This window comes from Streptomyces sp. FIT100, assembly GCF_024584805.1.
Classification (GTDB): Bacteria; Actinomycetota; Actinomycetes; order Streptomycetales; family Streptomycetaceae; genus Streptomyces.
Map to the genome: position 1 here is coordinate 4,107,854 of NZ_CP075715.1, position 26,885 is coordinate 4,134,738.

Here is a 26,885-nt window from a genome sequence, read left to right on the forward strand (position 1 = left end):
GTCCTGCTCTGATCAGAGCAGGTGGTTGTAGGTCTGCCAGGCGTGGAAGAGCACCGAGCTGCCCGTGCGGGCACGGAACGGAGCGCTCGCGCTGCCCGTGCTCTCGTAGTAGTACGACGCGGCGTTGGGGCCGAACGCGTAGAGATCGGGCCTGCCGTCGACGTTGGCGTCGCCGATGGCCACGATGTGGGTGTACGCGTTCCAGCCGCTGCCGATCCTCACGCGGGGGCTGAACGTCCCGTTGCCCTTGCTGGTGGAGCCAGAGCACCCCGGCCGTGTCCCGCGTGACGAGGTCGCCCACGGACGAGCCGGCGATGTTGCCGACGGCCTCGACCTTGGTCTAGACGTGCCAGCCCGACCCGACCCTCGTGCGCGCGGCGAAGGGCGCGGTCGTGCTGCCGGTGCCCTTGTGGATCCACAGGGTGCCCCCGGCGTCCTTGGCGACCAGGTCGGGCCTCCCGTCGCCGGTGACGTCGCTGCCTCCGGCCAGCACCGGGTAGATCTGCCGGCCTGTGCCGATCTTCGTACGCGTGGCGAAGGTGCCGTCGCGAGCCGCAGCGGTGGACGAGCGGGAGGAGTTCGCCCCTCGTTCACGCAAGCCGCAGGAGTATCAGTCGAAGCGGAGGTCGGCCAACTGCTCCTCGAACTCGGCGATCTCGTCGGCCTCCCTCGTCTCCCTCGCCTCTCCCTCCCCAGCCTCACCGGTCGGCCGGGCGGCCATCAGCCCGGCCAGTTCGGTGCCCGCCCGGCGGATGCGGGCGGGCAGGCCCTCGGTGTACTCGTCACCGCTCGCGCCCCAGTCCTCCGACGCCGCGTAGACGGCGGTCGGGACGACCAGCGCCCGCAGATAGGCGAAGAGCGGCCGCAGCGCGTGGTCGAGGACCAGGGAGTGGCGGGCGGTGCCGCCGGTCGCCGCGATCAGGACCGGCTTGCCGGTCAGCGCGTCCGGGGAGATCAGGTCGAAGAACGACTTGAACAGTCCGCTGTACGAGGCCGTGAAGACGGGCGTCACGGCGATCAGTCCGTGCGCCCGGGTCACGGCGTCGACCGCGGCGGCCAGCGCGGGCGGCGGGAAGCCGGTCACCAGGTTGTTGGCGATGGGCACGGCCAGGTCGCGCAGTTCGACGACCTCGACCTCCACCTTGCGGTCGCGCTCGGCGAGTTCGCCGCGTACCGCCTCCGCCAGCCGGTCGGCGAGCAGCCGGGTCGAGGACGGACTGCTCAGCCCGGCCGACACGGCGACGAGCCTCAACTGCTCCATGGTCAGTCCTCCTTGGTCGTGTTGCGGGCCGTGGTGCGGGCGGCGGCGACTGCCGGGTGGACGGGCGCGTCCGGGACCCCGGCGGGCCGCTGGTTCGCGAACTCCTTGCGCAGCACCGGGACGACCTCCTCACCGAGGATGTCGAGCTGCTCCAGCACGGTCTTGAGCGGGAGTCCCGCGTGGTCCATCAGGAACAGCTGGCGCTGGTAGTCGCCCACGACCTCACGGAAGCCCAGCGTCCGTTCGATCACCTGCTGCGGGGAGCCGACGGTCAGCGGGGTCTGCTCGGTGAAGTCCTCCAGCGAGGGGCCGTGTCCGTAGACGGGCGCGTTGTCGAAGTACGGGCGGAACTCCCTGACCGCGTCCTGCGAGTTCTTGCGCATGAACACCTGGCCGCCGAGGCCGACGATCGCCTGCTCCGGTGTGCCGTGCCCGTAGTGCGCGTACCGCTTGCGGTAGAGGGCGACCATCCGCCTGGTGTGTTCCGCCGGCCAGAAGATGTTGTTGTGGAAGAAGCCGTCGCCGTAGTACGCGGCCTGCTCGGCGATCTCCGGCGAGCGGATGGAGCCGTGCCAGACGAACGGCGGGACGCCGTCCAGCGGCCGCGGCGTGGAGGTGAAGCCCTGCAGCGCCGTGCGGAACTTGCCCTCCCAGTCGACGACGTCCTCCCTCCACAGCTTGTGGAGGAGGGAGTAGTTCTCGATGGCGAGCGGGATGCCCTGGCGGATGTCCTGCCCGAACCACGGGTAGACCGGGCCGGTGTTGCCGCGGCCCACCATCAGGTCGACGCGGCCGTCCGCGAGGTGCTGGAGCATCGCGTAGTCCTCGGCGATCTTCACCGGGTCGTTGGTGGTGATCAGCGTCGTGGACGTGGACAGGATCAGGTTCTCGGTGCGGGCCGCGATGTGGCCGAGCATCGTCGTCGGCGACGAGGGGACGAACGGCGGGTTGTGGTGCTCGCCGGCCGCGAAGACGTCCAGGCCGACCTCCTCGGCCTTCAGCGCGATGGCGACCATCGCCTTGATCCGCTCGTGCTCGGTCGGGGTGCGGCCGTTGGTCGGATCGGTGGTCACGTCACCGACGGTGAAGATCCCGAACTGCATCGCGCTCGCCTCCAGGGGGGTTCCAGTTGGTTGAATCTTAAACCGTCTCCTTGAACCGGCGCGGCCCCGGGTCTATTCCGCCGTACTCTGGAGCGACGTGTCCGGTATGCACAGGAGGCCGTGGTGAGCGAGAGCGAGCGCTGGAAGGAGCGCGGTGTCGCCCTGCGCGTCTTCGTCTACGTCTTCGCGACGCACCTCTTCGCGGGCTTCGTGTGGCTGCTCTTCTACGTGGGCGGGCACGCCCAGAAGTGATCAACCGCCCCGGGGCGGGGACGCGAGCTCCTCGGGCGCTGCCTCCCGCCCGGCCCGGCCCGGCTGCTGCGGCCCGTGCCGGAGCCTGAGCCGGTACTGGAGGTGACGCACGGCCGGCTCGGTGAAGCGGGCCGTGAACGGTCCCAGGATCACCAGGATCAGGACGTACGCCGTGGCGAGCGGCCCGATGCGGGGCTCCGTGGCCACCGCCAGGCCCGCGATGACGATCGAGAACTCGCCGCGGGCGACGAGCGCGCCGCCCGCCCGGAGCCGGCCCCGCGGCCCGACGCCGGCGCGGCGGGCCGCGTACCAGCCGGTGGCGATCTTGGTGACCGCGGTGGCGAGGGCCAGCAGGAGCGCGGGGACGAGGACCGGCGGGATCGCCGCGGGGTCGGTCGACAGTCCGAAGAAGACGAAGAAGACCGCGGCGAAGAGGTCCCGCAGCGGCGCGAGCAGCCGCCGGGCGCCCTCCGCGACCTCCCCCGAGAGCGCGATGCCGACGAGGAAGGCGCCGACCGCCGCCGAGACCTGGAGCTGCTGGGCCACGCCCGCGACCAGCAGGGTGAGGCCGAGGACGACGAGGAGCAGCATCTCCGGGTTGTCGGAGGAGACGGCCCGGCTGAGGACCCGGCCGTGCCGGATGGCGAGACAGAGGACGACGAAGACGGTGCCGAGGGCGATGACCAGCGTGATGCTGCCGCCCGCGAGGCCGAGACCGGCCAGCAGGGCGGTGAGCAGCGGCAGGTAGACGGCCATCGACAGGTCCTCGATGACGAGCACGCCGAGGATGGCCGGTGTCTCGCGGTTGCCGAGCCTCCCCAGGTCGGTGAGGACCTTCGCCACCACCCCGGACGAGGAGATCCAGGTCACCCCGGCGAGCGCGACGGCGCCGACCGGGCCCCAGCCCAGCAGCAGCGCGGCGCCCGCGCCGGGGAGCGCGTTGAGGACGAAGTCGACGGCGCCGGACGGATACTGCGTGCGCAGGCTGGTGACCAGCTCGGACGCGCTGTACTCCAGCCCCAGCAGGAGCAGCAGCAGGATGACGCCGATCTCGGCGCCGACCGCGATGAAGTCCCCGCTGGCGCTGAGCGGCAGCAGCCCACCCCGTCCGAAGGCGAGCCCGGCGAGCAGATAGAGCGGTATCGGGGAGAGCCCGATGCGTCCGGCGAACCGGCCGATCAGCCCCAGCGTGAGGATGATGCCGCCGAGCTCGATCAGGAGGGTGGTGGTGCTGTGCACGGTCAGTCTCCCGTGTCGCCGTCGCTGTCGTCGCCACCGTTGCTGCCCTCGCTGTCGCTGTCGCTGTCGCTGTCGCCGGCGTCGCTGCCGTCGCCGGCTTCGTGCTCCGTCCCGGAGATGATCCCGGCGAGGCCGTCCACGCCCTCCCGGGTCCCGACCGCCACGAGCGTGTCCCCGATCGCGAACCGGAAGTCCGGACCGGGCGACGGATGCGCGCTGGTCCGGCGCAGCACGGCGACGATCGACGCGCCCGTCCGGGTGCGCGCCCGGGTCTCACCGAGCCGCCGCCCCGCGTACGGGGAGCGGGCGGAGACCGGGATGCGCTCCGTGACCAGGTCGATCCCGTCGGTGCGTACGGCATCGATCGTGTCCGGGGCGATGAGGTGGGCGAGCGCGGCCGCCTCGTCGGGCGACAGCGGTACGGACGCGACGCTCGCGTCCGGATCGGCGGCGGCGTAGAAGCCGAGGAAACGGCGGCCGTCCTGGTGGACGACGACGGAGAGACGGCGTCCGCTCTCGGTGGTGAAGTCGTACTGCGTGCCGACGCCGGGGAGCGAAGTGCGCCGTGTGCCCATGGATGCCTCCCGGTACAGGAGTTGAGCAGTATGTCTTTAAACTACCATTACCTTTCCATTGGTCGATCTTGACCATCGTCGGGGGGCGGCGGGCGGCGGGGGCCCGAACAGTAGAGTTCCGGTCCGTGAACGCCGACCCGTACCCCGCCGACCACGTGCTTTCCGTCGTCGGGATCGGCGCCGACGGCTGGGACGGGCTCCCCGAGACCTCCCGCGCCGCCCTGCGCGCCGCCGACGTGCTCATCGGCGGGGCACGCCAGCTCCGCCTGCTGCCCACCGCCGAGTGCGGGGGCGAGCGCGTGCCGTGGCCGTCGCCGCTGCGGCCCGCCGTGCCGGGGCTGCTCGCCGCGCACGCCGGCCGGCGCGTGGCCGTGCTCGCCAGCGGCGACCCCATGTTCTACGGCATCGGCCGTGCGCTCGCCGAGGAGCTCGGCGCGGACGGGGTGCGCGTCCTGCCGCATCCGTCGTCCGTGTCGTACGCCTGTGCCCGCCTCGGCTGGCCGCTGGAGGACACCGGCACGGTGACCCTGGTCGGCAGGCCGGCGGCCTCGCTCACCGGCGCGCTGCACGACGGGCGGCGGCTGCTGGTCCTGAGCGCGGGCGCGGCGACGCCGGGGGAGGTGGCCGGGCTGCTGGCCGCGAAGGGCTTCGGGCCGACCCGGATGCGCGTACTCGAACAGCTCGGTTCGGCGCGCGAGCGGGTACGGGACGGAATCGCCGGGAGCTGGGCCCACCCGCCCGGCGACCCCCTGAACGTCATCGCGCTCGACTGCGTACGGGAAGCCGGCGCCCTGCGGCTGGGCGCCGTGCCGGGGCTGCCCGACGAGGCGTACGAGCACGACGGCCAGCTCACCAAGCGGCATGTGCGCGCCGCGACGCTCGCCGCGCTCGCACCCGCGCCCGGGGAGCTGCTGTGGGACATCGGCGGCGGATCGGGGTCGATCGCGATCGAGTGGATGCGTACGCACCGGTCGTGCCGGGCGGTCACGGTCGAGCGCGATCCGGAACGGGCGCGGCGCATCGCGCGCAACGCGGAGGCGCTCGGCGTTCCCGGTCTGCGGATCGTGGCGGCCGCCGCGCCCGAGGGGCTCACCGAGCTCCCCGCGCCCGACGCGGTGTTCATCGGCGGCGGGCTCACCGCGCCCGGTCTGCTGGAGCACTGCTGGGCCGCGCTGCCGGCGGGCGGGCGGCTCGTCGCCAACACCGTGACGCTGGAGTCCGAGGCGCTGCTCGCCGACCGGTACCGGCGCCACGGGGGCGAGCTCGTACGGCTCGCCGTCGCGCACGCCGTGCCGGTCGGCGGTTTCACCGGCTGGCGCCAGGCGATGCCGGTCACCCAATGGTCCGTCACCAAAACGGAAGGGCAGGAGCAATGACTGTCTACTTCATCGGCGCGGGCCCCGGCGCCGCCGACCTGATCACCCTGCGGGGCGCACGGACGCTCGCCTCGTGCCCGGTCTGCCTGTACGCCGGCTCGCTCGTCCCGGCCGAGCTGCTGGCCCAATGCCCGCCGGACGCACGGCTCGTCGACACCGCCCACCTCGACCTGGACGCGATCACCGCCGAGTTCGTCCGCGCCCACGAGGAGGGCCACGACGTGGCCCGGCTGCACTCGGGCGACCCCTCGGTCTTCAGCGCCGTCGCGGAACAGATGCGGCGCCTCGACGCGGTGGGAATCCCGTACGAGGTCGTGCCCGGGGTGCCGGCGTTCGCCGCGGCGGCGGCCGCGCTGAAGCGCGAACTGACCGTCCCGACCGTCGGCCAGACGGTCATCCTGACCCGCATCGCACAGCAGGCCACCCCCATGCCCGACGGCGAGGACCTCGCCACCCTGGGCCGCAGCGGCGCGCTGCTCGTCCTCCACCTGGCGGCGCGCCACGCCGACCGCGTCGTCGCCGAACTGCTGCCGCACTACGGCACCGACTGCCCCGCCGCGGTCGTCGCCATGGCCAGCCGCCCCGACGAGATCGTGCTGCGCGGCACCCTCGGCGACATCGCCGGTCTGACGAAGGCGGCGGGCATCACCAGGACGGCGGTGATCCTGGTGGGCCGCACCCTGGCCGCGTCCCAGTTCAGGGACAGCCACCTGTACGACCCGGCCCGCGAGCGCCACGCCTGCGGCGACTGACCCGGGGGCGCCGCGGGGCGGCGCGGAGCGGCTCCGGGGCGCTCACGCCCGTGCCGCCACCCACGCCACCGCCTCGTCCACCGTCGCCGCCACCGGCACCCCTTCCGGAACCGGCGGGCGGCGGACCACCACCACCGCAAGGCCCGCCTCGCGCGCGGCCGTGAGCTTCGGGGCGGTCGCCGCGCCGCCGCTGTCCTTCGTCACGAGGACGTCGACGCGGTGGCGGCGCAGCAGTTCGCGCTCGCCGTCGAGGGTGAAGGGCCCCCGGTCCAGGAGGGTCTCCATCCGGGACGGGTGCGGAGGCGAAGGGGGGTCCACGGAGCGGACCAGGAACCACAGCTCGTCGAGGTGGGCGAAGGCCGGAAGCCCCATGCGGCCCGTGGTGAGGAAGATCCGGGTGCCGAGGGCCGGCAGGGCGCGTGCCGCGTCCGCCAGGGAGTCGGTGAGGTGCCAGGTGTCGCCGTCGGCGGGGGCCCACCCGGGGCGGCGCAGGGCGAGCAGGGGAACATGGGCCAGAGCGGCGGCGCGTGCCGCGTTGAAACTGATCGTTCCGGCGAAGGGATGGGTGGCGTCGATGAGCAGGTCCACGCCGTGGTCGCCCAGCCACGCCGCGAGGCCCTCCGCGCCGCCGAAGCCGCCGACGCGCACCTCACCGCGGCGGGGGAGCCGCGGCGCCGCGACCCGGCCGGCCAGCGAGGTCGTCACCCGGATCCCCCTCGCGCACAGCGGTTCGGCGAGGGCACGGGCCTCGGTGGTACCGCCGAGGACGAGGATGTGCATGGGGTCCTTCGATGGGTGAGGCCGGTGGTGGCGGTGGCGGTCGTGCCGCCCAACTGAAGCACACCGGTCTGCGCCCCGGGTGGACGACCGGCGCCTGCGCCACCGCCGCCGCGACCGCCGCGTACACCGCACTGCTGTCCGGCGACTTCCCCGACCCGGTGACGATCGTGCTGCCGAAGGGGCAGACCCCGGCGTTCGCGCTGGCCGCCGAGGAGCTGCGGGACGGACACGCGATGGCCGGTGTGGTCAAGGACGCGGGGGACGACCCGGACGTCACCCACGGCGCGCTGGTCCGGGCCGCGGTGCGGATCCTGCCGGCCGGTTCCGGTGTCGTCTTCCGGGCGGGCGCAGGCGTCGGCACGGTCACCCGGCCCGGGCTGCCGCTCGACGTGGGGGAGCCCGCCATCAACCCCGTGCCGCGCCAGTTGATGCGCGAGCACATCGCCCGGGCGGCGGCCCGGCACGGCGGCACCGGCGACGCCGAGATCACCGTCTCCGTCGACCACGGCGAGGAGATCGCCCGCTCCACCTGGAACCCGCGGCTCGGCATCCTCGGCGGACTGTCCATCCTCGGCACGACCGGGATCGTCGTCCCGTACTCCTGCTCGGCGTGGATCGACTCGATCCGCCGTGGTGTGGATGTGGCCCGGGCGGCGGGCCGTACGCATGTCGCCGGCTGCACCGGCTCGACGTCCGAGAAGGCGGTCGTCTCGCTCTACGGTCTGCCCGAGGACGCCCTGCTCGACATGGGCGACTTCGCGGGCGCGGTGCTCAAGTACGTACGCCGGCACCCGGTGGACCGGCTCACCGTCTGCGGCGGCTTCGCGAAGCTGTCGAAGCTCGCCGCCGGGCATCTGGACCTCCACTCCGCCCGCTCCCAGGTCGACAAGGGCTTCCTTGCGGAGCTGGCGCGGGCGGGCGGGGCGGACGAGGCGCTGGCGGCACAGGTCGCGGCGGCCAACACCGGCCTCGCCGCCCTCCAGTTGTGTGCCGCACGCGGTGTGCCGCTGGGCGACCTCGTGGCGGCGGCCGCCCGGGAGCAGGCGCTCGGCGTGCTCCGGGGCGCACCGGTCACGGTGGACGTGGTGTGCGTCGACCGGGCAGGGACGGTGGTGGGGCGCTCGTCCCCCAAGGGGCCCTGACCACGGGCGGTCGGGCCGGTCGCCCGGCCGGTCACGCGGTCGCCCGGCCGGTCATGGGGACGCCCGGTCGGTCACCCGCCCGGTCGGTCACCCGGACGGCTCCCCCGTCGCGCCCGGCCGGATCACCCACCGGGCGCCGCGGGCACCGGCGGGCGAGGCTGCTCCGTGGAGGTGGCCATGGAGCAGGTGAGCGCAGACGTGTGCGTCGTGGGCGCGGGGTTCGCGGGTCTTGCGGCCGCGCGGCAACTGGTCGGGGCCGGCCGGGAGGTCGTGGTGCTGGAGGCCGGGGACCGGGTCGGCGGGCGGGTCTGGAACAGGGAGCTGCCCGACGGCACCGTGGTCTCCGCGGGCGGCACCTGGCTGGGAAAGGGCCAGGAGCGGATGTTCCAGCTCTGCCGGGATCTCGGACTCGAGGTGTACCCCCAGTACGACGACGGCGATCACCTCGTGCGTCTCGACGGCGTCAACCACCGCTACCGGGGCACCGTCCCCAAGGCCGGCCCGGCCGCGCTCGCCGCGCTCGGGACCGCCCTCCTGCGCCTGAACCTGATGGCGCGGCGGCTTCCCGCGGACGCCCCCTGGCAGGCCCGGCGGGCACGGGCCTGGGACGCCCGGACGCTCGGGCAGTGGCTCTCCCAACCGCTCAACGTGCCCTCGGACACCGCCCGTACGCTCCTCCGATCGACGATGAGCCTGCTCTTCTGCGCCGACCCGTCGGAGGTCTCGCTGCTCGGCGCGCTCGTTCTGGCGCGGGGCGGCGGGCTCGGCGGGTTCGGCTACTACACCGACAGCCGGAAGACGGAATCCCACCTCGTGGACGGCGGAGCCCCCGAACTGGCGCGGCGGATGGCCGAGCGCCTGGGAGCGGCGGTACGGCTGTCCAGCCCGGTCCGGCGCATCGAGCAGAACGCCGCCGACGTGCGGCTCGTCTCCGACGCGCTCGCCGTGCGGGCACGGCGGGTCATCGTCGCCACTCCGCCCGTGCTCGCCGGCCGCATCGTCTTCGACCCGCCGCTGCCCGCCGCACACAGCCACCTGCGGCAGCGGGCGGTGCCCGGGGCGATCATCAGGGTGATCACGCAGTACCCCGAGCCGTTCTGGCGGGGGCAGCGGCTGTCGGGGCAGACGCTCGCACCCCGGTCGCCCGCCCCGGTCACCATCGACCAGACCCCGCGCTCGGGGCGGCCGGGGGTGCTGAGCAGTTACGCGTTCGGGCCCGGGGCCGTGCGGCTGGGCCGCCTCGCCCCCGAGGAGCGCCAGGACCTCTGGCTGGGCGCGCTCGCCCAGCGGTTCGGACCGGAGGCGCGCCGTCCCACCGCGTACCTGGAGACGGACTGGTCGGGACAGCCGTGGTCGCTGGGCGGGATGGTCGCCCACTTCCCGCCCGGCGCGCTGACCGGTTACGGCAGCGCGCTGCGCGAGCCCGCGGGCCGGATCCACTGGGCGGGCACGGAGTCGGCGACGCTGATGCACGGACTGATGGAGGGGGCGGTGCGCTCCGGCGAGCGAGCCGCCCACGAAGTCCTGGCCGCGGACTGACCACGGACTGACTGTGGACGGACGACGGCCCGGCCGCGGCCCGGCCGTCCGGGCGGGCTCGCCCCGTGCACGGGCCGGCGCGGGGCGTGTCGTCGGCGTCCCGGCTGCTGTCGGCGCCCGGCACGCCCCCACCGGGACGCCGCTATGCGTCGGACGCGCCCTGAGCGGGGTACGTCCGCGGAGTCCAGGCGACCGTCGTGCCGTCGCCCCGCGACACCGTGCGCGTCCGGGACGAGCCGACCAGCAGCAGCGTCCTCATGTCGACCACCGCCGGGTCGAGTTCGGCCAGGCGCACGATCCGTACGCTCTCCTCCGCACCGCCCGCATCGCGGGCGACGACGACCGGGGTGTCCGGGGCGCGGTGCTCCAGGAGCAGTTCGCGGACCTTGGCCACCTGCCAGGTGCGGCTGCGCGAGCCCGGGTTGTAGAGAGCGAGGACGAGGTCGGCGGCGGCCGCCGCCCGGATCCGTTCGGCGATGACCTCCCACGGCTTGAGCCGGTCGGAGAGCGAGACCGTCGCGTAGTCGTGGCCGAGTGGCGCTCCCGCGCGGGCCGCCGCGGCGTTCGCCGCCGTGACACCGGGCAGGACGCGCACGGGCACGTCCGCGTACGGCTCCAGCGACGCGGCCTCCAGCACCGCCGTGGCCATCGCGAAGACGCCCGGGTCGCCGCCCGACACGACGGCCACGCGCCGCCCGCGCCGGGCGAGGTCCAGCGCGAACTCCGCGCGCTCCGCCTCCACTTTGTTGTCGGAGCCGTGGCGGCGCTGGCCCGGCCGCACCGGCACCCGGTCCAGATAGGTCGTGTAGCCGACCAGATCGTCGGCGGCCGCCAGCGCACCCCGGGTCTCGGGCGTGAGCCACAGCGGTCCGGCCGGGCCGGTGCCCACCACGACGACCTCGCCCTGCGCCCGCGCCTCGGGCCGGACCTCGTCGACACGGCTCGGCAGCACCGCCACCGAGAAGTACGGCACCGACTCCGGATCCACCTCGGCCAGCCGCTCCGTGCGCTCGCCGTCCATCGTGGCGCGCTCGACGTACCGCGCGTCGTCCAGCCGCCCCGCCCGCTCCAGCGCGCGCCGCACCGTGGGGAACGTCCGCCCCAGCTTCATCACCACAGCCGAGTCGGTGGCGGCGAGACGGGCCGCCAGCTCCTCCTCCGGGAGCGTGCCGGGGATGATCGTCAGGACCTCCTCGGCCTCGCACAGCGGCTCGCCGAGCCGGGCCGCGGCCGCGCTCACCGAGGTGATCCCGGGGATGACCTCGGTCGGGTAGCGGTGGGCCAGCCGCTTGTGCATGTGCTGGTAGGAGCCGTAGAAGAGCGGATCGCCCTCGGCCAGCACGGCGACCGTCCGGCCCGCGTCGAGATGGGCCGCGAGCCGCTCCGCCGCCTCCTCGTAGAAGTCGTCGAGCGCGCCGCGGTAGCCGCCGGGATGGTCGGTGGTCTCCACGGTGATCGGGTACATCAGGCGCTCCTCGATGTGGTCGGGGCGCAGATGTCCCGCCACGATGGAGCGCGCGATGGAACGGCCGTGGCGGGCGCTGTGGTAGGCCACGACATCCGCCTCGGCGATGACCTCGACGGCCCGCAGGGTCATCAGGGACGGGTCGCCGGGTCCGAGCCCGACGCCGTAGAGCCGTCCGGTCCGCTGGGTGCTCATTCCGCCTCACTCGCGATCGCGTTGACCGCGGCGGCCGCCATGGCGCTGCCGCCGCGCCGGCCCCGCACCACCAGATGCTCGACGCCGCTGCCGTGCCCGGCGAGCGCGTCCTTCGACTCGGCGGCGCCGATGAAGCCGACCGGGATGCCGATGACGGCGGCCGGGCGCGGCGCGCCCTCGTCGATCATCTCCAGCAGCCGGAACAGGGCGGTGGGCGCGTTGCCGACGGCGACGACGGCGCCGTCGAGGCGGTCGCGCCACAGCTCCAGTGCGGCGGCGCTGCGGGTCGTGCCGAGCTCGGCGGCGAGCGCGGGCACGGACGGGTCGGAGAGCGTGCAGATCACGTCGTTGTCCGCGGGCAGCCGCTTGCGGGTGACGCCGCTGGCGACCATCTGCGCGTCGCACAGGACCGGCGCCCCGGCGCGCAGGGCGGCGCGGGCGCGGGCCACCACACCGGGCGAGTACGCGAGATCGCGCACCAGGTCGACCATGCCGCAGGCGTGGATCATCCGCACCGCGACCCGGCTCACGTCGGCGGGGAGCGCGGCGAGGTCGGCCTCGGCGCGGATGGTGGCAAAGGACCGGCGGTAGATCTCCGCCCCGTCCTTCTCGTAGTCGAACACGGTGCTCTCGCTCATTTCGTCGTCAGTGTGGTGCCGGTGGTGCGGGCCGCCGCGACGGTGGCGGCGAGTGAGGAGCGGGCGCAGGGCACTCCGTCGACCTCGTAGCGGCCGTCGGCCGTCGCGACGACGTCGGTCCAGTCGCCGTGCGGGTGCCCGCAGCGCCGTTCGCAGCCGGAGAAGTGGACCGGGAGGCCGCCGCGGCCGGGTGCCGCGTCCGCCCGTACGTCGGCGAGGGCCTTGCCGCAGCCGGGGCGGCCGGTGCAGGCGGTGGCGCCGTACCAGGGGTCGGCGGGGCCGGTGATGAACCCGGCGGCGTCCAGCGCGCGGAGTCGTTCCTCCGCAGCCTCGGGCTCGGCGAAGCCCGGCACGACGACCCCGCGCCACGGGGTGAACCGCACTTCGCCCGCGGGCGCGGGGAGCAAGGCGCGGAGCTGCGCGGCGGTGAGGCGCCCGAGGGGCGCGGCGGCGACCGGGGCCCATGCGCCGGGCCCCTCGACGATCCCGGGCGGCGGGCCTGCGGTGGGTTCTGTCCCCACCCGGCCCTTTCCCGCAACTGGGGGGGCAAGCCCCCAGCCCTCCGTACGGCCTCCGGCCGTGTCCTCGAACTCCCCCAGAGCTTCGCCTGGGAGGTGCCCCCAACGGGCTGGAAATGCGGGGCGCAGCCCCGGTTTCCAGCCTCGCTGGGGGTCCCCCCACGCCGCAGGGCGTAGGGGGAGTTTGAGGCGCGGGGGTGCGGGGGCGGAGCCCCCGCCGTCGGGGTCTGGGGGCGAAGCCCCCGGTTCGGGAAGGGGCGGGGTGGGGAAAAGCTCGCCGCAGGCGCCCGCCAACCCCGCTCCCCCGTCCGGCAGGTCCCGGACGCGCCACGCACCGGTGCCGGCCGCCGCCGCCAGAAACGCCTCTGCCGCGGCGAGGGCCGCCCGGGCCGCAGCCGCGGCGGGGACGCGGAACCCCGCGCCCCCCACCCGCACCACCACCGTGTCCCCCGGCTCTGCGAGCAAGGTCACATCCGCGCCGAGCCCCGCCACATCGCCCCGCCCGTCGTCCAGCGCGAACAGGAAGCGGCCCGAGAGGTCCGCCGCCCGGGTGGTCGCGCACAGCAGCGCGTCCAGCTCGCGCGCCCACAACTGCACGTCGGCGCAACCGAGTCCGTCCAGTCCGGCGAGCGGGGACGCCACGATGTTGCGCACCCGCTCGTGGGTGTCGGAGGGCAGCAGTCCGGCTCCCCGCAGCAGTTCCGCGAGCTCCGCCCCGCAGTCGTCGCCGAGGCCGCGCAGTTCCACGTTGCCCCGGGAGGTGATGCTCACCGCACCGTCGCCCAGGCGCTCCGCCGCGTCGGCCAGCGTCATCAGCTGACGTGATGTCAACAAGCCTGCGGGCAGCCGGAGTCGGGCCAGTCGCCCGTCGTCCGCCGCGTGCAGCCGCAGCGCGCCCGGGCAGGCGTCGCCCCGGTCCCGTATGCGAGGTTCGCCCGGGTCCGCCGGGGTTGAGGGTATGGGCGGCATGGCGGCGAGCATACTGCCGCCCAGGTGAGCCTCTACTATGCAGACGGCACAGGGTCCCAGGACCCTAGGGAGGAAGCCCGGTGAGATTCCGGCGCGGTCCCGCCACTGTGAGCCAGGTCCTCAACGGCCTGGTGAGTCAGGAACTCCCGCCGACCACGACCACCCGGGGCGCGGAAACCCCGAGGAAGGCCTGCGCACGCGATGACGCACGCGACGATCCTGCTGCTGTCGACCTCCGACACCGACCTGCTCAGCGCCCGTGCCGCGCGGGGGCCGGTCCAGTACCGCTTCGCGAACCCTTCCCGCCTCCCGCTCGACGAGCTCCCGGGCCTGCTCGACGGCACCGACCTCGTCGTCGTCCGCCTCCTCGGCGGCATTCGCGCCTGGCAGGAGGGGATCGACGCGCTGCTCGCCCAGGAGCGGCCCGTCGTCGTGCTCACCGGCGAACAGGCCCCGGACGCCCAGCTGATGGAGGCGTCCACCGTCCCGATCGGCATCGCGGCCGAGGCACACGCCTACCTCGCCCACGGCGGCCCGGGCAATCTGGAGCAGCTCGCCCGGTTCCTCTCGGACACGGTCCTGCTGACGGGCCACGGCTTCGAGCCCCCGGCCCCTGCCCCCACCTGGGGCCCGCTGGAGCGCACCCCCGAGGCCACCACCGGCCCCGTCATCGCCGTGCTCTACTACCGCGCCCACCACATGAGCGGCAACACCGCCTTCGTCGGCGCCCTGTGCGACGCCATCGAGGAGGCCGGTGGCCGGGCCAGGCCGCTGTACGTGGCGTCCCTGCGCGCCCCCGAGCCCGAGCTCCTCGACCGGCTCCGCGACGCCGACGCCGTCGTCACCACCGTGCTCGCCGCGGGCGGCACCAGGCCCGCCGAGGCGCAGGCCGGCGGCGACGACGAGTCCTGGGACGCGGGCGCGCTCGCCGGGCTCGACGTGCCCGTGCTCCAGGCGCTGTGTCTGACGGGGTCGCGCAGCGCCTGGGAGGAGAGCGACGAGGGTCTGTCCCCGCTGGACGCCGCCAGCCAGGTCGCCGTACCCGAGTTCGACGGGCGCCTGATCACGGTCCCGTTCTCCTTCAAGGAGATCGACGAGGACGGCCTCCCGGCGTACGTCGCCGACCCCGAGCGCGCCGCCCGGGTCGCCGGGATCGCCGTACGCCACGCCCGGCTGCGGCACATCCCGAACGCGGAGAAGCGGATCGCGCTCGTCCTGTCCGCGTACCCGACGAAGCACTCCCGCATCGGCAACGCGGTCGGCCTCGACACCCCCGCGTCCGCCGTCGCGCTGCTGCGCCGACTCCTCGCCGAGGGCTACGACTTCGGTGCCGAGGAGGTCCCCGGCCTGGTCTCCGGCGACGGCGACGAGCTGATCCACGCGCTCATCGAGGCCGGCGGCCACGACCAGGACTGGCTCACCGAGGAGCAGCTCGCCCGCAACCCCGTCCGGGTCCCGGCCGCCGACTACAGGCGCTGGTACGCGACCCTGCCCGCCGCGTTGCGCGAGCACGTCGAGGAGCACTGGGGCCCCGCGCCCGGCGAGATGTTCCTGGACCGCTCCCGTACCGCCGAAGGCGACCCGGACGGCGACATCGTCCTGGCGGCCCTGCGGCGCGGCAACCTGCTGATCGTGATCCAGCCGCCGCGCGGCTTCGGCGAGAACCCGATCGCGATCTACCACGACCCGGACCTGCCGCCCTCGCACCACTACCTGGCCGCCTACCGCTGGATCGCGGCCCGGCAGGACGACGGGGGCTTCGGCGCCGACGCGATGATCCACCTCGGCAAGCACGGCAACCTGGAGTGGCTGCCCGGCAAGAACGCGGGCCTGTCCGCCGCCTGCGCCCCCGACGCCGCCCTCGGTGATCTGCCGCTGGTCTACCCGTTCCTGGTCAACGACCCCGGCGAGGGCACCCAGGCCAAGCGCCGGGTGCACGCCACGCTCATCGACCACCTCGTCCCGCCGATGGCCCGCGCCGACTCCTACGGCGACATCGCGCGCCTGGAGCAACTGCTCGACGAGTACGCGCAGATCTCCTCCATGGACCCGGCGAAGCTCCCCGCCATCCGCGCCCAGATCTGGACCCTGATCCAGGCGGCGAGGCTCGACCACGACCTCGGCATGGACGACCGCCCCGACGACGACGGCTTCGACGACTTCCTGCTCCACGTCGACGGCTGGCTGTGCGAGGTCAAGGACGCCCAGATCCGCGACGGTCTGCATGTGCTGGGCGGCGCCCCGGCCGGCCCCGAGCGGGTCAACCTGGTCCTCTCCATCCTCAGGGCCCGCCAGATCTGGGGCGGTACGACGGCCCTGCCCGGACTGCGCGAAGCGCTCGGCCTCGACGAGTCCGCCGCGAGCCGGACCACCGCCGACGAGGCGGAGGCCGCCGCCCGCGCACTGGTCGAGGCGATGGAGGAGGCGGACTGGAACCCGGCCGCCGTCGCCTCCGTGGCCGAGGGGCACGGACGGGCCGTCGCCGACATCCTCGGCTTCGCCGCCCGCGAGGTCGTCCCGCGCCTGGCCGCCACCACCGACGAACTCGACCACGCCGTCCACGCGCTGAACGGCGGCTTCGTCCCCGCCGGCCCGTCCGGCTCGCCGCTGCGCGGGCTCGTCAACGTCCTGCCGACCGGCCGCAACTTCTACTCCGTCGACCCCAAGGCCGTGCCGTCGCGCCTCGCCTGGGAGACCGGCCAGGCCCTCGCCGACTCGCTGCTCACGCGGTACCGCACCGACAACGGCGACTGGCCGACCTCCGTCGGCCTCTCCCTGTGGGGCACCAGCGCGATGCGCACCGCCGGCGACGACGTCGCCGAGGCGCTCGCGCTGCTGGGCGTGCGCCCGGTCTGGGACGACGCCTCGCGCCGCGTCACCGGTCTGGAGCCGGTCCCTGCCGCCGAGCTGGGCCGTCCGCGCATCGATGTCACGCTCCGCATCTCCGGCTTCTTCCGGGACGCCTTCCCGCATGTCATCGGCCTGCTCGACGACGCCGTACGGCTCGCGGCCTCGCTCGACGAGCCCGCCGACGCCAACTTCGTACGGGCGCACGCCCAGGCCGATCTCGCCGTCCACGGCGACGAACGCCGCGCCACGACCCGTATCTTCGGCTCCCGGCCGGGCACGTACGGCGCGGGACTGCTCCAGCTGATCGACTCCCGCGACTGGCGCACCGACGCCGATCTCGCCGAGGTGTACACGGTCTGGGGCGGTTACGCGTACGGCCGCGGACTCGAAGGCCGCGCGGCGCGCGACGAGATGGAGACGGCGTACCGGCGGATCGCGGTCGCGGCGAAGAACACGGACACGCGCGAGCACGACATCGCCGACTCCGACGACTACTTCCAGTACCACGGCGGCATGGTCGCCGCGGTCCGCGCCCTGCGCGGCACGGCCCCCGCCGCGTACATCGGCGACTCGACCCGGCCGGAGACGGTCAGGACGCGCACGCTCGTGGAGGAGACCTCGCGGGTCTTCCGCGCCCGGGTGGTCAATCCGAAGTGGATCGAGGCGATGCGGCGCCACGGGTACAAGGGGGCGTTCGAACTCGCCGCGACGGTGGACTACTTGTTCGGCTACGACGCGACGACCGGCGTCATCGCCGACTGGATGTACGACAAGCTCACGGAGACATACGTCCTGGACCCGGAGAACCGCGAGTTCCTCCGGCAGGCCAACCCCTGGGCGCTGCACGGCATCGCCGAGCGGCTCCTGGAGGCGGAGTCCCGCGGGATGTGGGCCAAGCCGGACCCCGCGGTCCTCGAAGCCCTCCGCCAGGTCTTCCTGGAGACGGAGGGCAGTCTGGAGGACGGCGGCGCGTAGCGAGGAGCGGGGGACTTCGGGAAGTCCCCCGCTCGGCACCGCGTCAGGCGCGGGCGGACTCCAGCTCCGCGAGGTCGAGCCGCTCGATGTCCCTGACGATGACGACGTAGCTCACGACCGCCAGCGCGGCGCACACGCTCACGAACGCCAGCGCCAGGTCGAAGGAGCCCGTCGCGTCGAGGATGTAGCCGATCACCAGCGGCGTCACGATCCCCGCCACCGCGCCGAAGGTGTTGAACACCCCGCCCGCCAGCCCCGCGATCTGCTTCGGCGAGACGTCCGCCATCACGGCCCAGCCCAGCGCGCCGAGTCCCTTGCCGAAGAAGGACAGCGACATGATCAGCACGACCAGCCAGTCGGCCGTGACGTAGTTGCAGATCATGATGCTGGTGGACAACAGCAGGCCGGTGACGATCGGGATCTTGCGCGCCGCGGTGAGGCTGACGCCGCGCCGCGCGAGCAGGTCGGACAGGAACCCGCCGAGCACGCCGCCCGCGAATCCGCACAGCGCCGGCAGGGAGGCGACGAAGCCCGCCTCCAGGATGGTCATCCCGCGCTCCTGGACCAGGTAGACGGGGAACCAGGTCAGGAAGAACCAGGTGATCGTGTTGATGAAGTACTGACCCACGAACACACCGAGCATGGTGCGGTTCCCCAGCAGCGCCCTGACGTGGCGCAGGTTCTCCTTGCCCGCGGCGGCGGCCTCCTGCTTGCGGGCCTCGGCGGCGTCCGCGGGCGCGTCCATGTCGATGAGGGCGCCGCCCGCACCGATGTGGTCGAGCTCGCCCTTCGTCATCCGCGGGTGGCTGCGCGGCGGGTGGATGACCCGGGTCCAGATCAGCGCGAGGGCGACGCCGACTCCGCCGACGACGGTGAAGACGTGCTCCCAGCCCATGGAGACCACGAGCCAGCCCATCAGCGGGGCGAAGGCCACGGTCGCGAAGTACTGGGCGGAGTTGAACAGGGCGGCGGCGAATCCGCGTTCCTTGGTCGGGAACCAGGCGGCGACGATGCGCGAGTTGCCGGGGAAGGACGGCGCCTCGGCCAGGCCGACGAGGAAGCGCAGGACGAACAGCAGCGCCACGGCCGCACCGGCGAAGAAGCCGATGGCGCCCTGGAGCATGGTGAAGACCGACCAGAGGAAGATCGCCGCGCCGTAGACCTTCTTCGACCCGTAGCGGTCGAGCAGCCAGCCGCCGGGGATCTGGGCGATGAGGTACGACCAGGAGAAGGCGGAGAAGAGGACGCCCAGCTCGCCCGAGCTGATGCCGAGGTCCTTCTGCATCGAGTCACCGGCGATCGAGAGCGTGGCCCGGTCGGCGTAGTTGATCGTGGTGACGATGAACAGCATGGCCAGGATCCAGTACCTGAGGCGGCCTGCTGTGACGGCGCGGACGGCGGTAACCGGCTTGTCCTGCCGGTCGAGAGCTGTCATGAGGGTCGATCTCCTAGACCTGCGGTGGGCGGCTCACGCCGCGGTGTGGTCCAAGCCACAGCACCAGCGGCTGGGAGTCGACCGTAGGTTCGGTTCTCATTCCCGTCTAGATCGATTTTTGTAGGCTGCGATACCTTCTCGGCATCACAGGTGGCGCAGCAGCGCGTGCAGGGCGGGGTTGTCGTTGTTCTTCCGCCACGCCAGGTTCAGTTCGACGGGCTGGGGAGCGGGCAGCGCCACGGGCCTGAAGGTGATGCCCGCGAAGCGCATCTGCGCGGCGGTCTCGGGGACCAGCGCGATGCCCCAGCCCGCGTTGACCAGCGCCAGGATGCTGTGGACCTGGCTGAGGTACTGGATGAAGGCGGGCGAGACCTGCGCGGCGCGGAAGATGCTGATCAGCAGCTCGTGGAAGTAGCGCGCCTCGACGGGCGAGTACATCAGGAACTCCTGACCGTCGAAGTCCTCGACCCGCAGCGCCTCCTCCCTGGCGGCGAGGGGATGGCCGGTCGGCAGGGCCGCGAGCAGGCCCTCCCGTATCGCCGGACGGGTCTCCAGGTCGGGCCCGGTGGCGGCCGGGCGCACCATGCCGAGGTCCAGGGCGCCTTCGGTGAGGGCCTCCAGCTGGTCGCGGGTGACCATCTCGCGCAGCACGATCTCGGTGCCCGGCATGGTCTCGCGGGCGATGCCGAGCAGCTTGCCGAGGGTGGAGTAGGCGCTCGCCGCGGTGAAGCCGATGGCGATCGCACCGGCCTCACCGGCGGAGACCTGCCGTACGGCGAGGGTGGCGTGCTCGGCCTGGCGCAGGATGCGGCGCGCCTCGTTGAGGAAGGCCCTCCCCGCGGGGGTCAGCCGCACGGACCGGTTGGTGCGGTCCAGCAACTGCACGCGCAGCTCGTTCTCCAACAGCTGGATCTGCCGGCTCAGCGGCGGCTGCGTCATCTGGAGCCGCTCGGCGGCCCGGGTGAAATGCAGCTCCTCGGCGACGGCCACGAAGCTGATCAGCTGCGTCAGCGTGAACAACCATGCCCTCCGGGTATCAGTGGATGCAAAAGTTATGTTGGACTTGGATCAATCGTCGACCTTAGCGTCAGAAGGCAACGACCGGCACCGACTCCGGAACGCCCGCCTCACACCCAGGGACACGATGTGGTGACCACGACGCAGACGACCGCCAACGCCGCGCACACCGCCGGCGACGCGACGCTCGACAGGATCTCCTGGATCAAGCTCTCCTCGGTGACGCTGCCGCTGGCCACCCCGGTCAGCGACGCCAAGGTGCTGACGGGGCGCCAGAAGCCCATGACCGAAGTCGCCTTCCTCTTCGTGGAGCTCGCCACCGAAGAGGGCCACCAGGGCATCGGCTTCAGCTACTCCAAGCGCGCGGGCGGGCCCGGCCAGTTCGCCCACGCCAAGGAGCTCGCCCCGGACCTCATCGGCGAGGACCCCAGCGACATCGGCCGGCTGTGGACCAAGCTCTGCTGGGCCGGCGCCTCGGTGGGCCGCAGCGGTCTCGCCACCCAGGCCATCGCCGCGTTCGACATCGCCCTGTGGGACCTCAAGGCCAGGCGCGCCGGTCTGCCGCTGGCCAAACTCCTCGGCGCCCACCGCGACTCCGTCCGCTGCTACAACACCTCCGGCGGCTTCCTGCACTCGCCCACCGAGGAGGTGCTGGAGAACGCCACCGCCTCGCTCGCCAGCGGCATCGGCGGTCTGAAGATCAAGGTCGGCCACCCCGACGGCAAGCAGGACCTGCGCCGGCTGACCGCCGTGCGCGAGCACATCGGCGACGACGTGCCGCTCATGGTCGACGCCAACCAGCAGTGGGACCGCCCCACCGCCCAGCGCATGGGCCGGGCACTGGAGGAGTTCGGCCTCGTCTGGATCGAGGAGCCGCTCGACGCGTACGACGCCCAGGGCCACGCCGCCCTCGCCGCCTCCCTCGACACCCCGGTCGCCACCGGCGAGATGCTCGCCAGCGTCGCCGAGCACTGGGAGCTGATCCGCGCCGGCGCCGCGGACATCATCCAGCCCGACGCCCCCCGCATCGGCGGCATCACCCAGTTCCTCAAGCTGGCCGCGCTCGCCGACCTCCACCACCTCCAGCTCGCTCCGCACTACGCCATGGAGATCCACCTCCATCTGGCCGCCGCGTACCCGAGCGAGCCGTGGGTGGAGCACTTCGACTGGCTGGAGCCGCTCTTCAACGAGCGGATGCACATCAGCGACGGCCGGATGCACGTCCCCTCCCGCCCCGGCCTGGGCATCACTCTCAGCGAGCAGGCCCGCGCCTGGACCCGGGCCGAGTTCGAGGTCGGCAAGCGCGCCTGACGCCCCGGCGCCCGGCGGCCGGGCGCGGACCCCGCGCCCGGCCGCGGACCCCGCGCCCGGCCGCGGACCCCGCGCCCGGGCGCCGTCGCGCACGCGCACCGTCGTGGCGCCGCCTTCCTTCTTCCTTCCCTCTGGAGCAGTACGCAGATGACGTCCTTCACCCCGGCCTTCACCCCGGCCGAGCTCGGCCGCCGTATCGGGTCCGGGCTGCTGTCCTTCCCGGTGACCCACTTCACGGCCGACCTGTCCTTCGACGAGAGCGCCTACCGCGAGCACATCGCCCGCCTCGCGGGGTACGAGGTCGGCGGCCTCTTCGCCGCCGGCGGCACCGGTGAGTTCTTCTCACTCACCCCCGACGAGGTGGAGCGGGTCGTCGCCGCCGCCGTGCAGACCGCCCCCGAGGGCACCCCGATCCTCGCCCCGGCCGGCTACGGCACCCGTACCGCCGTCGAGTTGGCCGCCGCCGCGGAACGCGCCGGCGCCGACGGGATCCTGCTCTTCCCGCCGTACCTCACCGAGGCCGGACAGCAGGGCCTGGCCGAGCACGTCGAGGCCGTCTGCCGTGCCACCTCACTCGGCGTCGTCGTCTACAGCCGCGCCAACGCCGTCTACACCGCCGACACCCTCGCCCGGCTCGCCGACAGCTGCCCCAACCTCGTCGGCTACAAGGACGGCGTCGGCGACATCGACGCCATGACCCGCATCCACACCCGCCTGGGCGAGCGCCTCACCTACATCGGCGGCCTGCCGACCGCCGAGACCTTCGCCCTCCCCTACCTCGAACTCGGTGTCACGACCTACTCGTCCGCCATCTTCAACTTCCTGCCGAAGCTCGCCCTCGAGTTCTACGGCGCCGTCCGCGACCGCCGCCACGACACCGTCGTCAAGCTGCTCAGGGACTTCGTCCTGCCCTACACCGCCATCCGCAACCGGCAGCCGGGATACGCCGTGAGCATCGTCAAGGCGGGCATGACCGCCGTCGGCCACGGCGCGGGCCCCGTCCGCCCCCCGCTGAGCGACCTCACGGCCGGCGAGCACGACGAGCTCGCCGCGCTGATCGGCGGACTGGCGTAAGGATTCCGTCACCGGTGGAACCGCCCGATCCTGTCTCACCTGGACTTCAATGGGTCCATGAGGAAGTCAGTGATCTCCGCAGTCGTGGTCGTGGCCGCGGTTCTCGTCGCCGTCGGTCTGTACTGGTTCCAGCCGTGGCAGCTCTGGGTGGACCGGACCGTGCGGGACGAGCTGCCCTCGGCGGCGGCTCCGTCGGCGCCCCCGTCGGCCCCGGCGGAGTCGGGGAACCCGGTGCCGGGCGGGCCCAGGACCCTCGCCACCGGGTCGTTCATCAGCCATGAGCACACCACCGAGGGCACGGTCAGGATCATCGAGCTCCCCGACGGCAGCCGCACTCTCCGCCTGGAGGGCCTGGACACCAGCAACGGCCCCGACCTGCGGGTCTGGATCACCGACGCACCGGTGAAGGAGGGCGTGGCGGGCTGGCGCGTCTTCGACGACGGCGCCCACGTCAGCCTCGGCAAGCTCAAGGGCAACAAGGGCGACCAGAACTACGCGCTCCCCGCCGACGTCGATCTCGGCACGTACACCAGCGTCGCCATCTGGTGCGACCGGTTCGACGTCTCCTTCGGCGCGGCGGAGCTGTCGAAGGGGGCCGCGTAGCCTGGGAGCACGATGAACATCCTCACCACGTCACGGGGCGCCCTCGGCCTCACCCGCTTCCCCGAGGACCCCCGTGACCAGCTCCGGGCCTGGGACGCCTCCGACGAGTACCTGCTGCGCCACCTCGAAGGCGAGACGCCCCGGGGCACCGTCGTCGTGGTGGGCGACCGCTGGGGCGCCCTGGTCACCGCTCTCGCCGCACTCCGGCCGGTGCAGATCACCGACTCGTACCTGACCCAGCAGGCCACCCGCGCCAACCTGGCGCGCAACCGCACACAGGACGAGGCCGCCGGCGTACGGCTGCTGTCGACGCAGGACACGCCCCCGGACCGGATCGACGTACTGCTCGTACGCGTCCCCAAGAGCCTCGCGCTCCTGGAGGACCAGCTCCAGCGGCTCGCTCCGCACCTGCACGCGGAGACAGTCGTCGTGGGCACCGGCATGGTGACGGAGATCCACACCTCGACGCTCCGGCTGTTCGAGCGGATCGTCGGCCCCACCAGGACCTCGCTGGCCGTCAAGAAGGCCCGGCTGATCTTCTGCACCCCGGATCCCGGCCGCACGGGTACGGCGGCGGTGGCGGGTGAGCCCTGGCCGCGGAGCTATGAGCTGCCCGGCGGCATCGGAGCGATGTCGGGACGGACCGTCACCAACCACGCGGGCATCTTCTGCGCCGACCGCCTCGACATCGGCACCCGTCTCTTCCTCCAGCACCTGCCGCAGCCCGGCGGCCCGGTCCGCGTCGTCGACCTGGGCTGCGGAAACGGCGTGGTCGGTACGGCCGTGGCCGTGGCCGACCCCGAGGCCGACGTGGTGTTCACGGACGAGTCGTTCCAGGCGGTGGCCTCGGCCGAGGCGACGTTCCGGGCGAACACCGGACCGTCCGCCAAGGCCGAGTTCCTGGTCGGCGACGGGCTCGCGGGCATGGCGCGCGAGTCGGTCGACCTCGTGCTGAACAATCCGCCGTTCCACACCCACCGGGCCCTGACCGACAGCACCTCGTGGCGCATGTTCACCGGCGCGCGCGCCGCGCTGCGCCCCGGCGGCGAGCTGTGGGTGATCGGCAACCGCCACCTCGGCTACCACGTCAGGCTGCGCCGGCTCTTCGGCAACTGCGAGACAGTCGCAAGCAACCCGAAGTTCGTGGTCCTGCGCGCGGTCAAGCGGCGCTGAATCGGCGCCGGTTCGGACCCATACGGACTCAGCGGGTGCCGGTGCCGGTGCCGGTGCCGGTGCCGGTGCCGTTGTCGATGCGAGCGCCTGCGGCGCGGGGGTCAGCGGGACTCAGGCCACGGACGCGGTCATGCGCGGCCGGGACGCCGCGGAGCACCGCGGCGTCCCGGCCGGTGAGCAGGTGAGGCGTGGTCAGCTGTTGCCGGTGCCATTGCCGGACAGGAGCGCGAGGCCGTCGGCGATGTGCGAGAGCGGCTCGTCGCCCTTGGCCTGCGTCGAGTTCTCGGTGCACTGCTGGTTCTGCGGGTTGGACAGGACGTTGACGTCCTGGACCGCGAGCTGCGCGAGACCGGCGATCGAACCGGCGTTGAGCTTCGCCGGCAGACCGATGCAGGGCTTGTTGAGCGAGCCCTGGACGAGCCCAATCTGCGGGCTCATGTCGCCGAATGTGGCGGAGTTGCCGTACGACTGCATGGCGCCGACGCCGCTGGCCGACGTGGTGCCGGTGTCGTTGTTGATGGCCAGGGCCTGCGGAGCGGCGGCAGCGGAGGCGCCGACGATGGACGCGGTGACGGCGGCAGCCGCCATGACCTTCTTGATCACGTCTGATCCCTTTCTGGGGGTACGGAGACCGGGGTTCTCGGAACCGTGGGGTTCTGAGAGGGGAGAGGAAGGGTCTGAGAGCTCGTTCCCGGAGCCTCCTGACCAACTCCGGCACCCGGAGTTGGTTGCTCCGCTTCACTCGAAAGGCCGGTACGGAATCCCGACGGGCGGACCCGGAATTCCCTCACTTGACCCCGGCCTCCACTCCACGGCGAAGAAGTCGCGGCATGGGGCTGTTCGGGTGAAGCCGCGAAACCCGGGTCCCCGCCTTTCCGTTGGTCCGGTGCGCAGACGAGCTCGAGTGTTCCTGCAAGAAAGGCAATCAAGTGATGATCAAGAAGGTTATGGCTGCGGCTGCGGTCACGGCCTCCGTAATCGGTGTCTCCGCTGCCGCCGCGCCTCAGGCGCTGGCCACCAACAACGACACCGGCACCACGTCGGCCAGCGGCGTCGGCGCCATGCAGTCGTACGGCAACTCCGCCACGTACGGCAACATGAGCCCGCAGATGGCGCTCGTCCAGGGCTCGCTCAACAAGCCCTGTCTCGCGCTGCCGGCGAAGGCGAACGTCGGTTCGCTCGTCGGTGGCGTGCAGGGCGTGGTCCAGGACGTCAACGTCCTGTCCAACCCGCAGAGCCAGCAGTGCGTCGAGAACTCGACGCAGGCCAAGGGCGACGAGCCGCTTTCGCACATCCTCTCCGACATCCCGGTCCTGTCCGCAAACGGCACCGGCAACAGCTGAGACCGGTCATGAAGTACAGGAAGATCGCTGCGGTTCTCGCCGGGATCGTGATGGCCATGGGCGTGGCCTCGCCCTCCCTCGCCGACTCCGGGGCGACCGGTGACGCGGTGGGGTCGCCGGGAGTGCTGTCCGGGAACGTCATCCAGATTCCCGTGCATGTCCCGGTCAACGTGTGCGGCAACACCATCAACCTCGTCGGCGGGCTGAACGCCGCGCTCGGCAACCTCTGTGCGAACGACTGACCAATCGGTCTTCGCACGCAGCCCTGAAGGGTCGTTTTCCGCCGGTCCTGGGGCGTGCCGCCCGGCACGCTTCAGGACCGGCTCGCAAAGCGGAAGCGGGAAAAACAACAAGATGCGACAGGTCATTACCAAGGGAATTCTGACGGCCGCGGCGGCCACCAGCGTTCTGTCCGTGAGCAGTGTGTACGCCAGCGCCGATTCCCAGGCCGACGCAGTGGCCGCGGAGTCCCCCGGCGTGCTGTCGGGGAACGTCGCCCAGGCCCCGGTCCACGTGCCGGTCAATGTCTGCGGCAACTCCGTGAACGTGGTCGGGCTGCTGAACCCCGCGTTCGGCAACAACTGCGCCAACGTGTCGGACGGCACGGCGCCGGGCTCCGGCGCCACGGCCGACGGGGCCGCGGTCGGCTCGCCGGGCGTCGGCTCCGGCAACGTCGTCCAGCTTCCGGTCCACGTGCCGGTCAACGCCTGCGGCAACACCGTCGACGTCATCGGCGTGGGGAACCCGGCGTCCGGCAACACCTGCGCCAACGGCGAGGTGCCTCCGGTGACGCCGCCGGAGCCGAACACTCCCGACACGCCGGATACTCCGAATCCGAACACACCGGACACCCCGAGCGTCCCGGACACCCCCGTGACGCCGGAGGAGCCGAACACGCCGGAGGAGCCGGGCCTTCCCGAAGAGCCCGGCACACCGAACACGCCGCAGGTGCCGGGCGTCCCCGAGACCCCCGAGACCCCCGAGACCCCCGAGACCCCCGACACCCTGGTGCCGGTCGTGGACACCCCGGACGACCGGACCCCCGGCAACGTCCCGGGTGAACTGGCCGAGACCGGTGGCAACGAGATGGGCATGCTCGCCACCGGTGCCACCGCCGTGGCCCTGCTGGCCGGCGGTCTGCTGCTCTACCGCCGCGGGACTGCTGCCGCCCAGCGGTGACGTGAACGCGTTTCCCGTACGAAGGCCGGCCGGGAGAGTCCGATCAACGGACCCTCCCGGCCGGTTCGTTCTGCCGGTACGCGCGAATCCGTCCGCTGTGTCCTGTGCGCAGAGCCTGTGG

Annotated in this window: 25 protein-coding genes, 1 pseudogene and 1 riboswitch; of the genes and pseudogenes, 13 read left to right on the forward strand and 13 right to left on the reverse strand. The window is 73.0% G+C overall.

Annotation, left to right across the window (positions count from 1 at the left end; all coding sequences use genetic code 11):
- Positions 1-12: 12 nt before the first annotated feature.
- The 4 genes from KK483_RS18435 to KK483_RS18450 form a co-directional block, all read right to left on the reverse strand.
- The gene (locus tag KK483_RS18435; protein WP_262006308.1) at positions 13-222 is read right to left on the reverse strand and encodes a hypothetical protein; all 210 of its coding nucleotides are present in this window, start codon (positions 220-222) and stop codon (positions 13-15) included.
- Between the two features lie 118 nt (positions 223-340).
- Positions 341-598, reverse strand: a complete 258-nt coding sequence (locus KK483_RS18440) for a hypothetical protein (RefSeq protein ID WP_262006309.1) — start codon at positions 596-598, stop codon at positions 341-343.
- 12 nt (positions 599-610) lie between these two features.
- On the reverse strand, positions 611-1,261 hold the full coding sequence (locus tag KK483_RS18445; RefSeq protein WP_262006310.1) for an FMN reductase: 651 nt from the start codon (positions 1,259-1,261) through the stop codon (positions 611-613).
- Positions 1,262-1,263: 2 nt separating this feature from the next.
- A complete protein-coding gene (locus KK483_RS18450; protein ID WP_262006311.1) occupies positions 1,264-2,364 on the reverse strand; it encodes an LLM class flavin-dependent oxidoreductase in 1,101 nt (366 codons plus the stop codon).
- 123 nt (positions 2,365-2,487) lie between these two features.
- On the opposite strand from KK483_RS18450, the gene KK483_RS18455 reads away from it, so the two are divergent.
- A complete protein-coding gene (locus tag KK483_RS18455; RefSeq protein WP_262006312.1) occupies positions 2,488-2,616 on the forward strand; it encodes a DUF6126 family protein in 129 nt (42 codons plus the stop codon).
- Here KK483_RS18455 and KK483_RS18460 read toward each other — a convergent pair whose 3' ends face one another.
- Together KK483_RS18460 and KK483_RS18465 are read right to left on the reverse strand one after the other, a co-directional pair.
- Positions 2,617-3,855, reverse strand: a complete 1,239-nt coding sequence (locus tag KK483_RS18460) for a cation:proton antiporter (protein WP_262006313.1) — start codon at positions 3,853-3,855, stop codon at positions 2,617-2,619. It lies immediately after the preceding gene.
- A 113-nt stretch (positions 3,856-3,968) separates the two neighbouring features.
- Positions 3,969-4,430, reverse strand: a pseudogene (locus tag KK483_RS18465) (cation:proton antiporter regulatory subunit); the annotation flags it as partial.
- 125 nt (positions 4,431-4,555) lie between these two features.
- Between KK483_RS18465 and cbiE the strand changes: the two are divergent.
- Both cbiE and cobM read left to right on the forward strand, forming a co-directional pair.
- On the forward strand, positions 4,556-5,806 hold the full coding sequence (gene cbiE, locus KK483_RS18470) for a precorrin-6y C5,15-methyltransferase (decarboxylating) subunit CbiE (protein ID WP_262006314.1): 1,251 nt from the start codon (positions 4,556-4,558) through the stop codon (positions 5,804-5,806).
- Entirely contained in the window at positions 5,803-6,558 is a 756-nt protein-coding gene (cobM, locus tag KK483_RS18475; protein WP_262006315.1) for a precorrin-4 C(11)-methyltransferase, read from the forward strand. Before cbiE ends, cobM begins: the two co-directional genes overlap by 4 nt.
- A 42-nt stretch (positions 6,559-6,600) precedes the next feature.
- On the opposite strand, the gene KK483_RS18480 is transcribed toward cobM, so the two are convergent.
- Positions 6,601-7,338 carry a cobalt-precorrin-6A reductase gene (locus tag KK483_RS18480; RefSeq protein WP_262006316.1) on the reverse strand — a complete coding sequence of 246 codons (738 nt, stop codon included), beginning with the start codon at positions 7,336-7,338 and terminating at the stop codon, positions 6,601-6,603.
- 11 nt (positions 7,339-7,349) lie between these two features.
- Between KK483_RS18480 and KK483_RS18485 the strand changes: the two genes are divergently transcribed.
- A complete protein-coding gene (locus KK483_RS18485; protein WP_262006317.1) occupies positions 7,350-8,480 on the forward strand; it encodes a cobalt-precorrin-5B (C(1))-methyltransferase in 1,131 nt (376 codons plus the stop codon).
- A 177-nt stretch (positions 8,481-8,657) separates the two neighbouring features.
- Complete coding sequence (locus KK483_RS18490) at positions 8,658-10,019, forward strand: NAD(P)/FAD-dependent oxidoreductase (protein ID WP_262006318.1); 1,362 nt, start codon at positions 8,658-8,660, stop codon at positions 10,017-10,019.
- A gap of 142 nt (positions 10,020-10,161) precedes the next feature.
- Here the strand turns inward: KK483_RS18490 and KK483_RS18495 are convergent, their stop codons facing one another.
- The 3 genes from KK483_RS18495 to KK483_RS18505 are packed head-to-tail and all read right to left on the reverse strand — an operon-like array spanning position 10,162 to position 13,804.
- The gene (locus KK483_RS18495; protein WP_262006319.1) at positions 10,162-11,679 is read right to left on the reverse strand and encodes a precorrin-2 C(20)-methyltransferase; all 1,518 of its coding nucleotides are present in this window, start codon (positions 11,677-11,679) and stop codon (positions 10,162-10,164) included.
- Complete coding sequence (locus tag KK483_RS18500) at positions 11,676-12,317, reverse strand: precorrin-8X methylmutase (protein ID WP_262006320.1); 642 nt, start codon at positions 12,315-12,317, stop codon at positions 11,676-11,678. Before KK483_RS18500 ends, KK483_RS18495 begins: the two co-directional genes overlap by 4 nt.
- Positions 12,314-13,804, reverse strand: a complete 1,491-nt coding sequence (locus KK483_RS18505; protein ID WP_262006321.1) for a cobalamin biosynthesis protein CobG — start codon at positions 13,802-13,804, stop codon at positions 12,314-12,316. The genes KK483_RS18500 and KK483_RS18505 overlap by 4 nt, the downstream gene beginning before the upstream one ends.
- Positions 13,805-13,837: 33 nt before the next feature.
- A riboswitch (cobalamin riboswitch) is annotated at positions 13,838-13,969 on the forward strand.
- A 36-nt stretch (positions 13,970-14,005) separates the two neighbouring features.
- Here KK483_RS18505 and cobN point away from each other — a divergent pair.
- The gene (gene cobN / locus KK483_RS18510) at positions 14,006-17,629 is read left to right on the forward strand and encodes a cobaltochelatase subunit CobN (protein ID WP_262006322.1); all 3,624 of its coding nucleotides are present in this window, start codon (positions 14,006-14,008) and stop codon (positions 17,627-17,629) included.
- A 43-nt stretch (positions 17,630-17,672) separates the two neighbouring features.
- Here the strand turns inward: cobN and KK483_RS18515 are convergent, their stop codons facing one another.
- Positions 17,673-19,064 (reverse strand): MFS transporter, encoded by a 1,392-nt coding sequence (locus KK483_RS18515; RefSeq protein ID WP_262006323.1) that lies wholly within the window; start codon positions 19,062-19,064, stop codon positions 17,673-17,675.
- A 144-nt stretch (positions 19,065-19,208) separates the two neighbouring features.
- Positions 19,209-20,084: a LysR substrate-binding domain-containing protein gene (locus KK483_RS18520; RefSeq protein ID WP_262006324.1), complete on the reverse strand. Its 876-nt coding sequence runs from the start codon at positions 20,082-20,084 to the stop codon at positions 19,209-19,211.
- 126 nt (positions 20,085-20,210) lie between these two features.
- Between KK483_RS18520 and KK483_RS18525 the strand changes: the two genes are divergently transcribed.
- The 4 genes from KK483_RS18525 (at position 20,211) to KK483_RS18540 (ending at position 24,242) form a co-directional block, all read left to right on the forward strand.
- A complete protein-coding gene (locus KK483_RS18525) occupies positions 20,211-21,392 on the forward strand; it encodes an L-talarate/galactarate dehydratase (RefSeq protein WP_262006325.1) in 1,182 nt (393 codons plus the stop codon).
- Positions 21,393-21,539: 147 nt separating this feature from the next.
- A complete protein-coding gene (gene kdgD / locus KK483_RS18530) occupies positions 21,540-22,466 on the forward strand; it encodes a 5-dehydro-4-deoxyglucarate dehydratase (RefSeq protein ID WP_262006326.1) in 927 nt (308 codons plus the stop codon).
- A gap of 57 nt (positions 22,467-22,523) precedes the next feature.
- Positions 22,524-23,069, forward strand: a complete 546-nt coding sequence (locus KK483_RS18535; RefSeq protein ID WP_262006327.1) for a DM13 domain-containing protein — start codon at positions 22,524-22,526, stop codon at positions 23,067-23,069.
- A 12-nt stretch (positions 23,070-23,081) separates the two neighbouring features.
- Positions 23,082-24,242 carry a methyltransferase gene (locus tag KK483_RS18540; protein ID WP_262006328.1) on the forward strand — a complete coding sequence of 387 codons (1,161 nt, stop codon included), beginning with the start codon at positions 23,082-23,084 and terminating at the stop codon, positions 24,240-24,242.
- A 192-nt stretch (positions 24,243-24,434) separates the two neighbouring features.
- Here KK483_RS18540 and KK483_RS18545 read toward each other — a convergent pair whose 3' ends face one another.
- On the reverse strand, positions 24,435-24,845 hold the full coding sequence (locus tag KK483_RS18545; protein WP_262006329.1) for a rodlin: 411 nt from the start codon (positions 24,843-24,845) through the stop codon (positions 24,435-24,437).
- Positions 24,846-25,174: 329 nt separating this feature from the next.
- Here KK483_RS18545 and KK483_RS18550 point away from each other — a divergent pair, with 329 nt between their 5' ends.
- The 3 genes from KK483_RS18550 to KK483_RS35335 all read left to right on the forward strand — a co-directional run bounded on the left by KK483_RS18550 (position 25,175) and on the right by KK483_RS35335 (position 26,764).
- Positions 25,175-25,585, forward strand: a complete 411-nt coding sequence (locus KK483_RS18550) for a rodlin (RefSeq protein WP_262006330.1) — start codon at positions 25,175-25,177, stop codon at positions 25,583-25,585.
- An 8-nt stretch (positions 25,586-25,593) separates the two neighbouring features.
- Positions 25,594-25,827, forward strand: coding sequence for a chaplin (locus KK483_RS18555; protein ID WP_313879325.1), 234 nt, complete (start codon positions 25,594-25,596; stop codon positions 25,825-25,827).
- 112 nt (positions 25,828-25,939) lie between these two features.
- Positions 25,940-26,764 carry a chaplin gene (locus KK483_RS35335; RefSeq protein ID WP_313879326.1) on the forward strand — a complete coding sequence of 275 codons (825 nt, stop codon included), beginning with the start codon at positions 25,940-25,942 and terminating at the stop codon, positions 26,762-26,764.
- Positions 26,765-26,885 lie beyond the last annotated feature (121 nt).

Coding starts and splice junctions, on each gene's coding strand:
- KK483_RS18445 (WP_262006310.1), bottom strand. CDS start 1,261: ATGGAGCAGTTGAGGCTCGTCGCCGTGTCGGCCGGGCTGAGCAGTCCG.
- KK483_RS18450 (WP_262006311.1), bottom strand. CDS start 2,364: ATGCAGTTCGGGATCTTCACCGTCGGTGACGTGACCACCGATCCGACC.
- cobM (WP_262006315.1), top strand. CDS start 5,803: ATGACTGTCTACTTCATCGGCGCGGGCCCCGGCGCCGCCGACCTGATC.
- KK483_RS18480 (WP_262006316.1), bottom strand. CDS start 7,338: ATGCACATCCTCGTCCTCGGCGGTACCACCGAGGCCCGTGCCCTCGCC.
- KK483_RS18485 (WP_262006317.1), top strand. CDS start 7,350: ATGGGTGAGGCCGGTGGTGGCGGTGGCGGTCGTGCCGCCCAACTGAAG.
- KK483_RS18490 (WP_262006318.1), top strand. CDS start 8,658: ATGGAGCAGGTGAGCGCAGACGTGTGCGTCGTGGGCGCGGGGTTCGCG.
- KK483_RS18495 (WP_262006319.1), bottom strand. CDS start 11,679: ATGAGCACCCAGCGGACCGGACGGCTCTACGGCGTCGGGCTCGGACCC.
- KK483_RS18500 (WP_262006320.1), bottom strand. CDS start 12,317: ATGAGCGAGAGCACCGTGTTCGACTACGAGAAGGACGGGGCGGAGATC.
- KK483_RS18505 (WP_262006321.1), bottom strand. CDS start 13,804: ATGCCGCCCATACCCTCAACCCCGGCGGACCCGGGCGAACCTCGCATA.
- cobN (WP_262006322.1), top strand. CDS start 14,006: ATGACGCACGCGACGATCCTGCTGCTGTCGACCTCCGACACCGACCTG.
- KK483_RS18515 (WP_262006323.1), bottom strand. CDS start 19,064: ATGACAGCTCTCGACCGGCAGGACAAGCCGGTTACCGCCGTCCGCGCC.
- kdgD (WP_262006326.1), top strand. CDS start 21,540: ATGACGTCCTTCACCCCGGCCTTCACCCCGGCCGAGCTCGGCCGCCGT.
- KK483_RS18535 (WP_262006327.1), top strand. CDS start 22,524: ATGAGGAAGTCAGTGATCTCCGCAGTCGTGGTCGTGGCCGCGGTTCTC.
- KK483_RS18540 (WP_262006328.1), top strand. CDS start 23,082: ATGAACATCCTCACCACGTCACGGGGCGCCCTCGGCCTCACCCGCTTC.
- KK483_RS18550 (WP_262006330.1), top strand. CDS start 25,175: ATGATCAAGAAGGTTATGGCTGCGGCTGCGGTCACGGCCTCCGTAATC.
- KK483_RS18555 (WP_313879325.1), top strand. CDS start 25,594: ATGAAGTACAGGAAGATCGCTGCGGTTCTCGCCGGGATCGTGATGGCC.
- KK483_RS35335 (WP_313879326.1), top strand. CDS start 25,940: ATGCGACAGGTCATTACCAAGGGAATTCTGACGGCCGCGGCGGCCACC.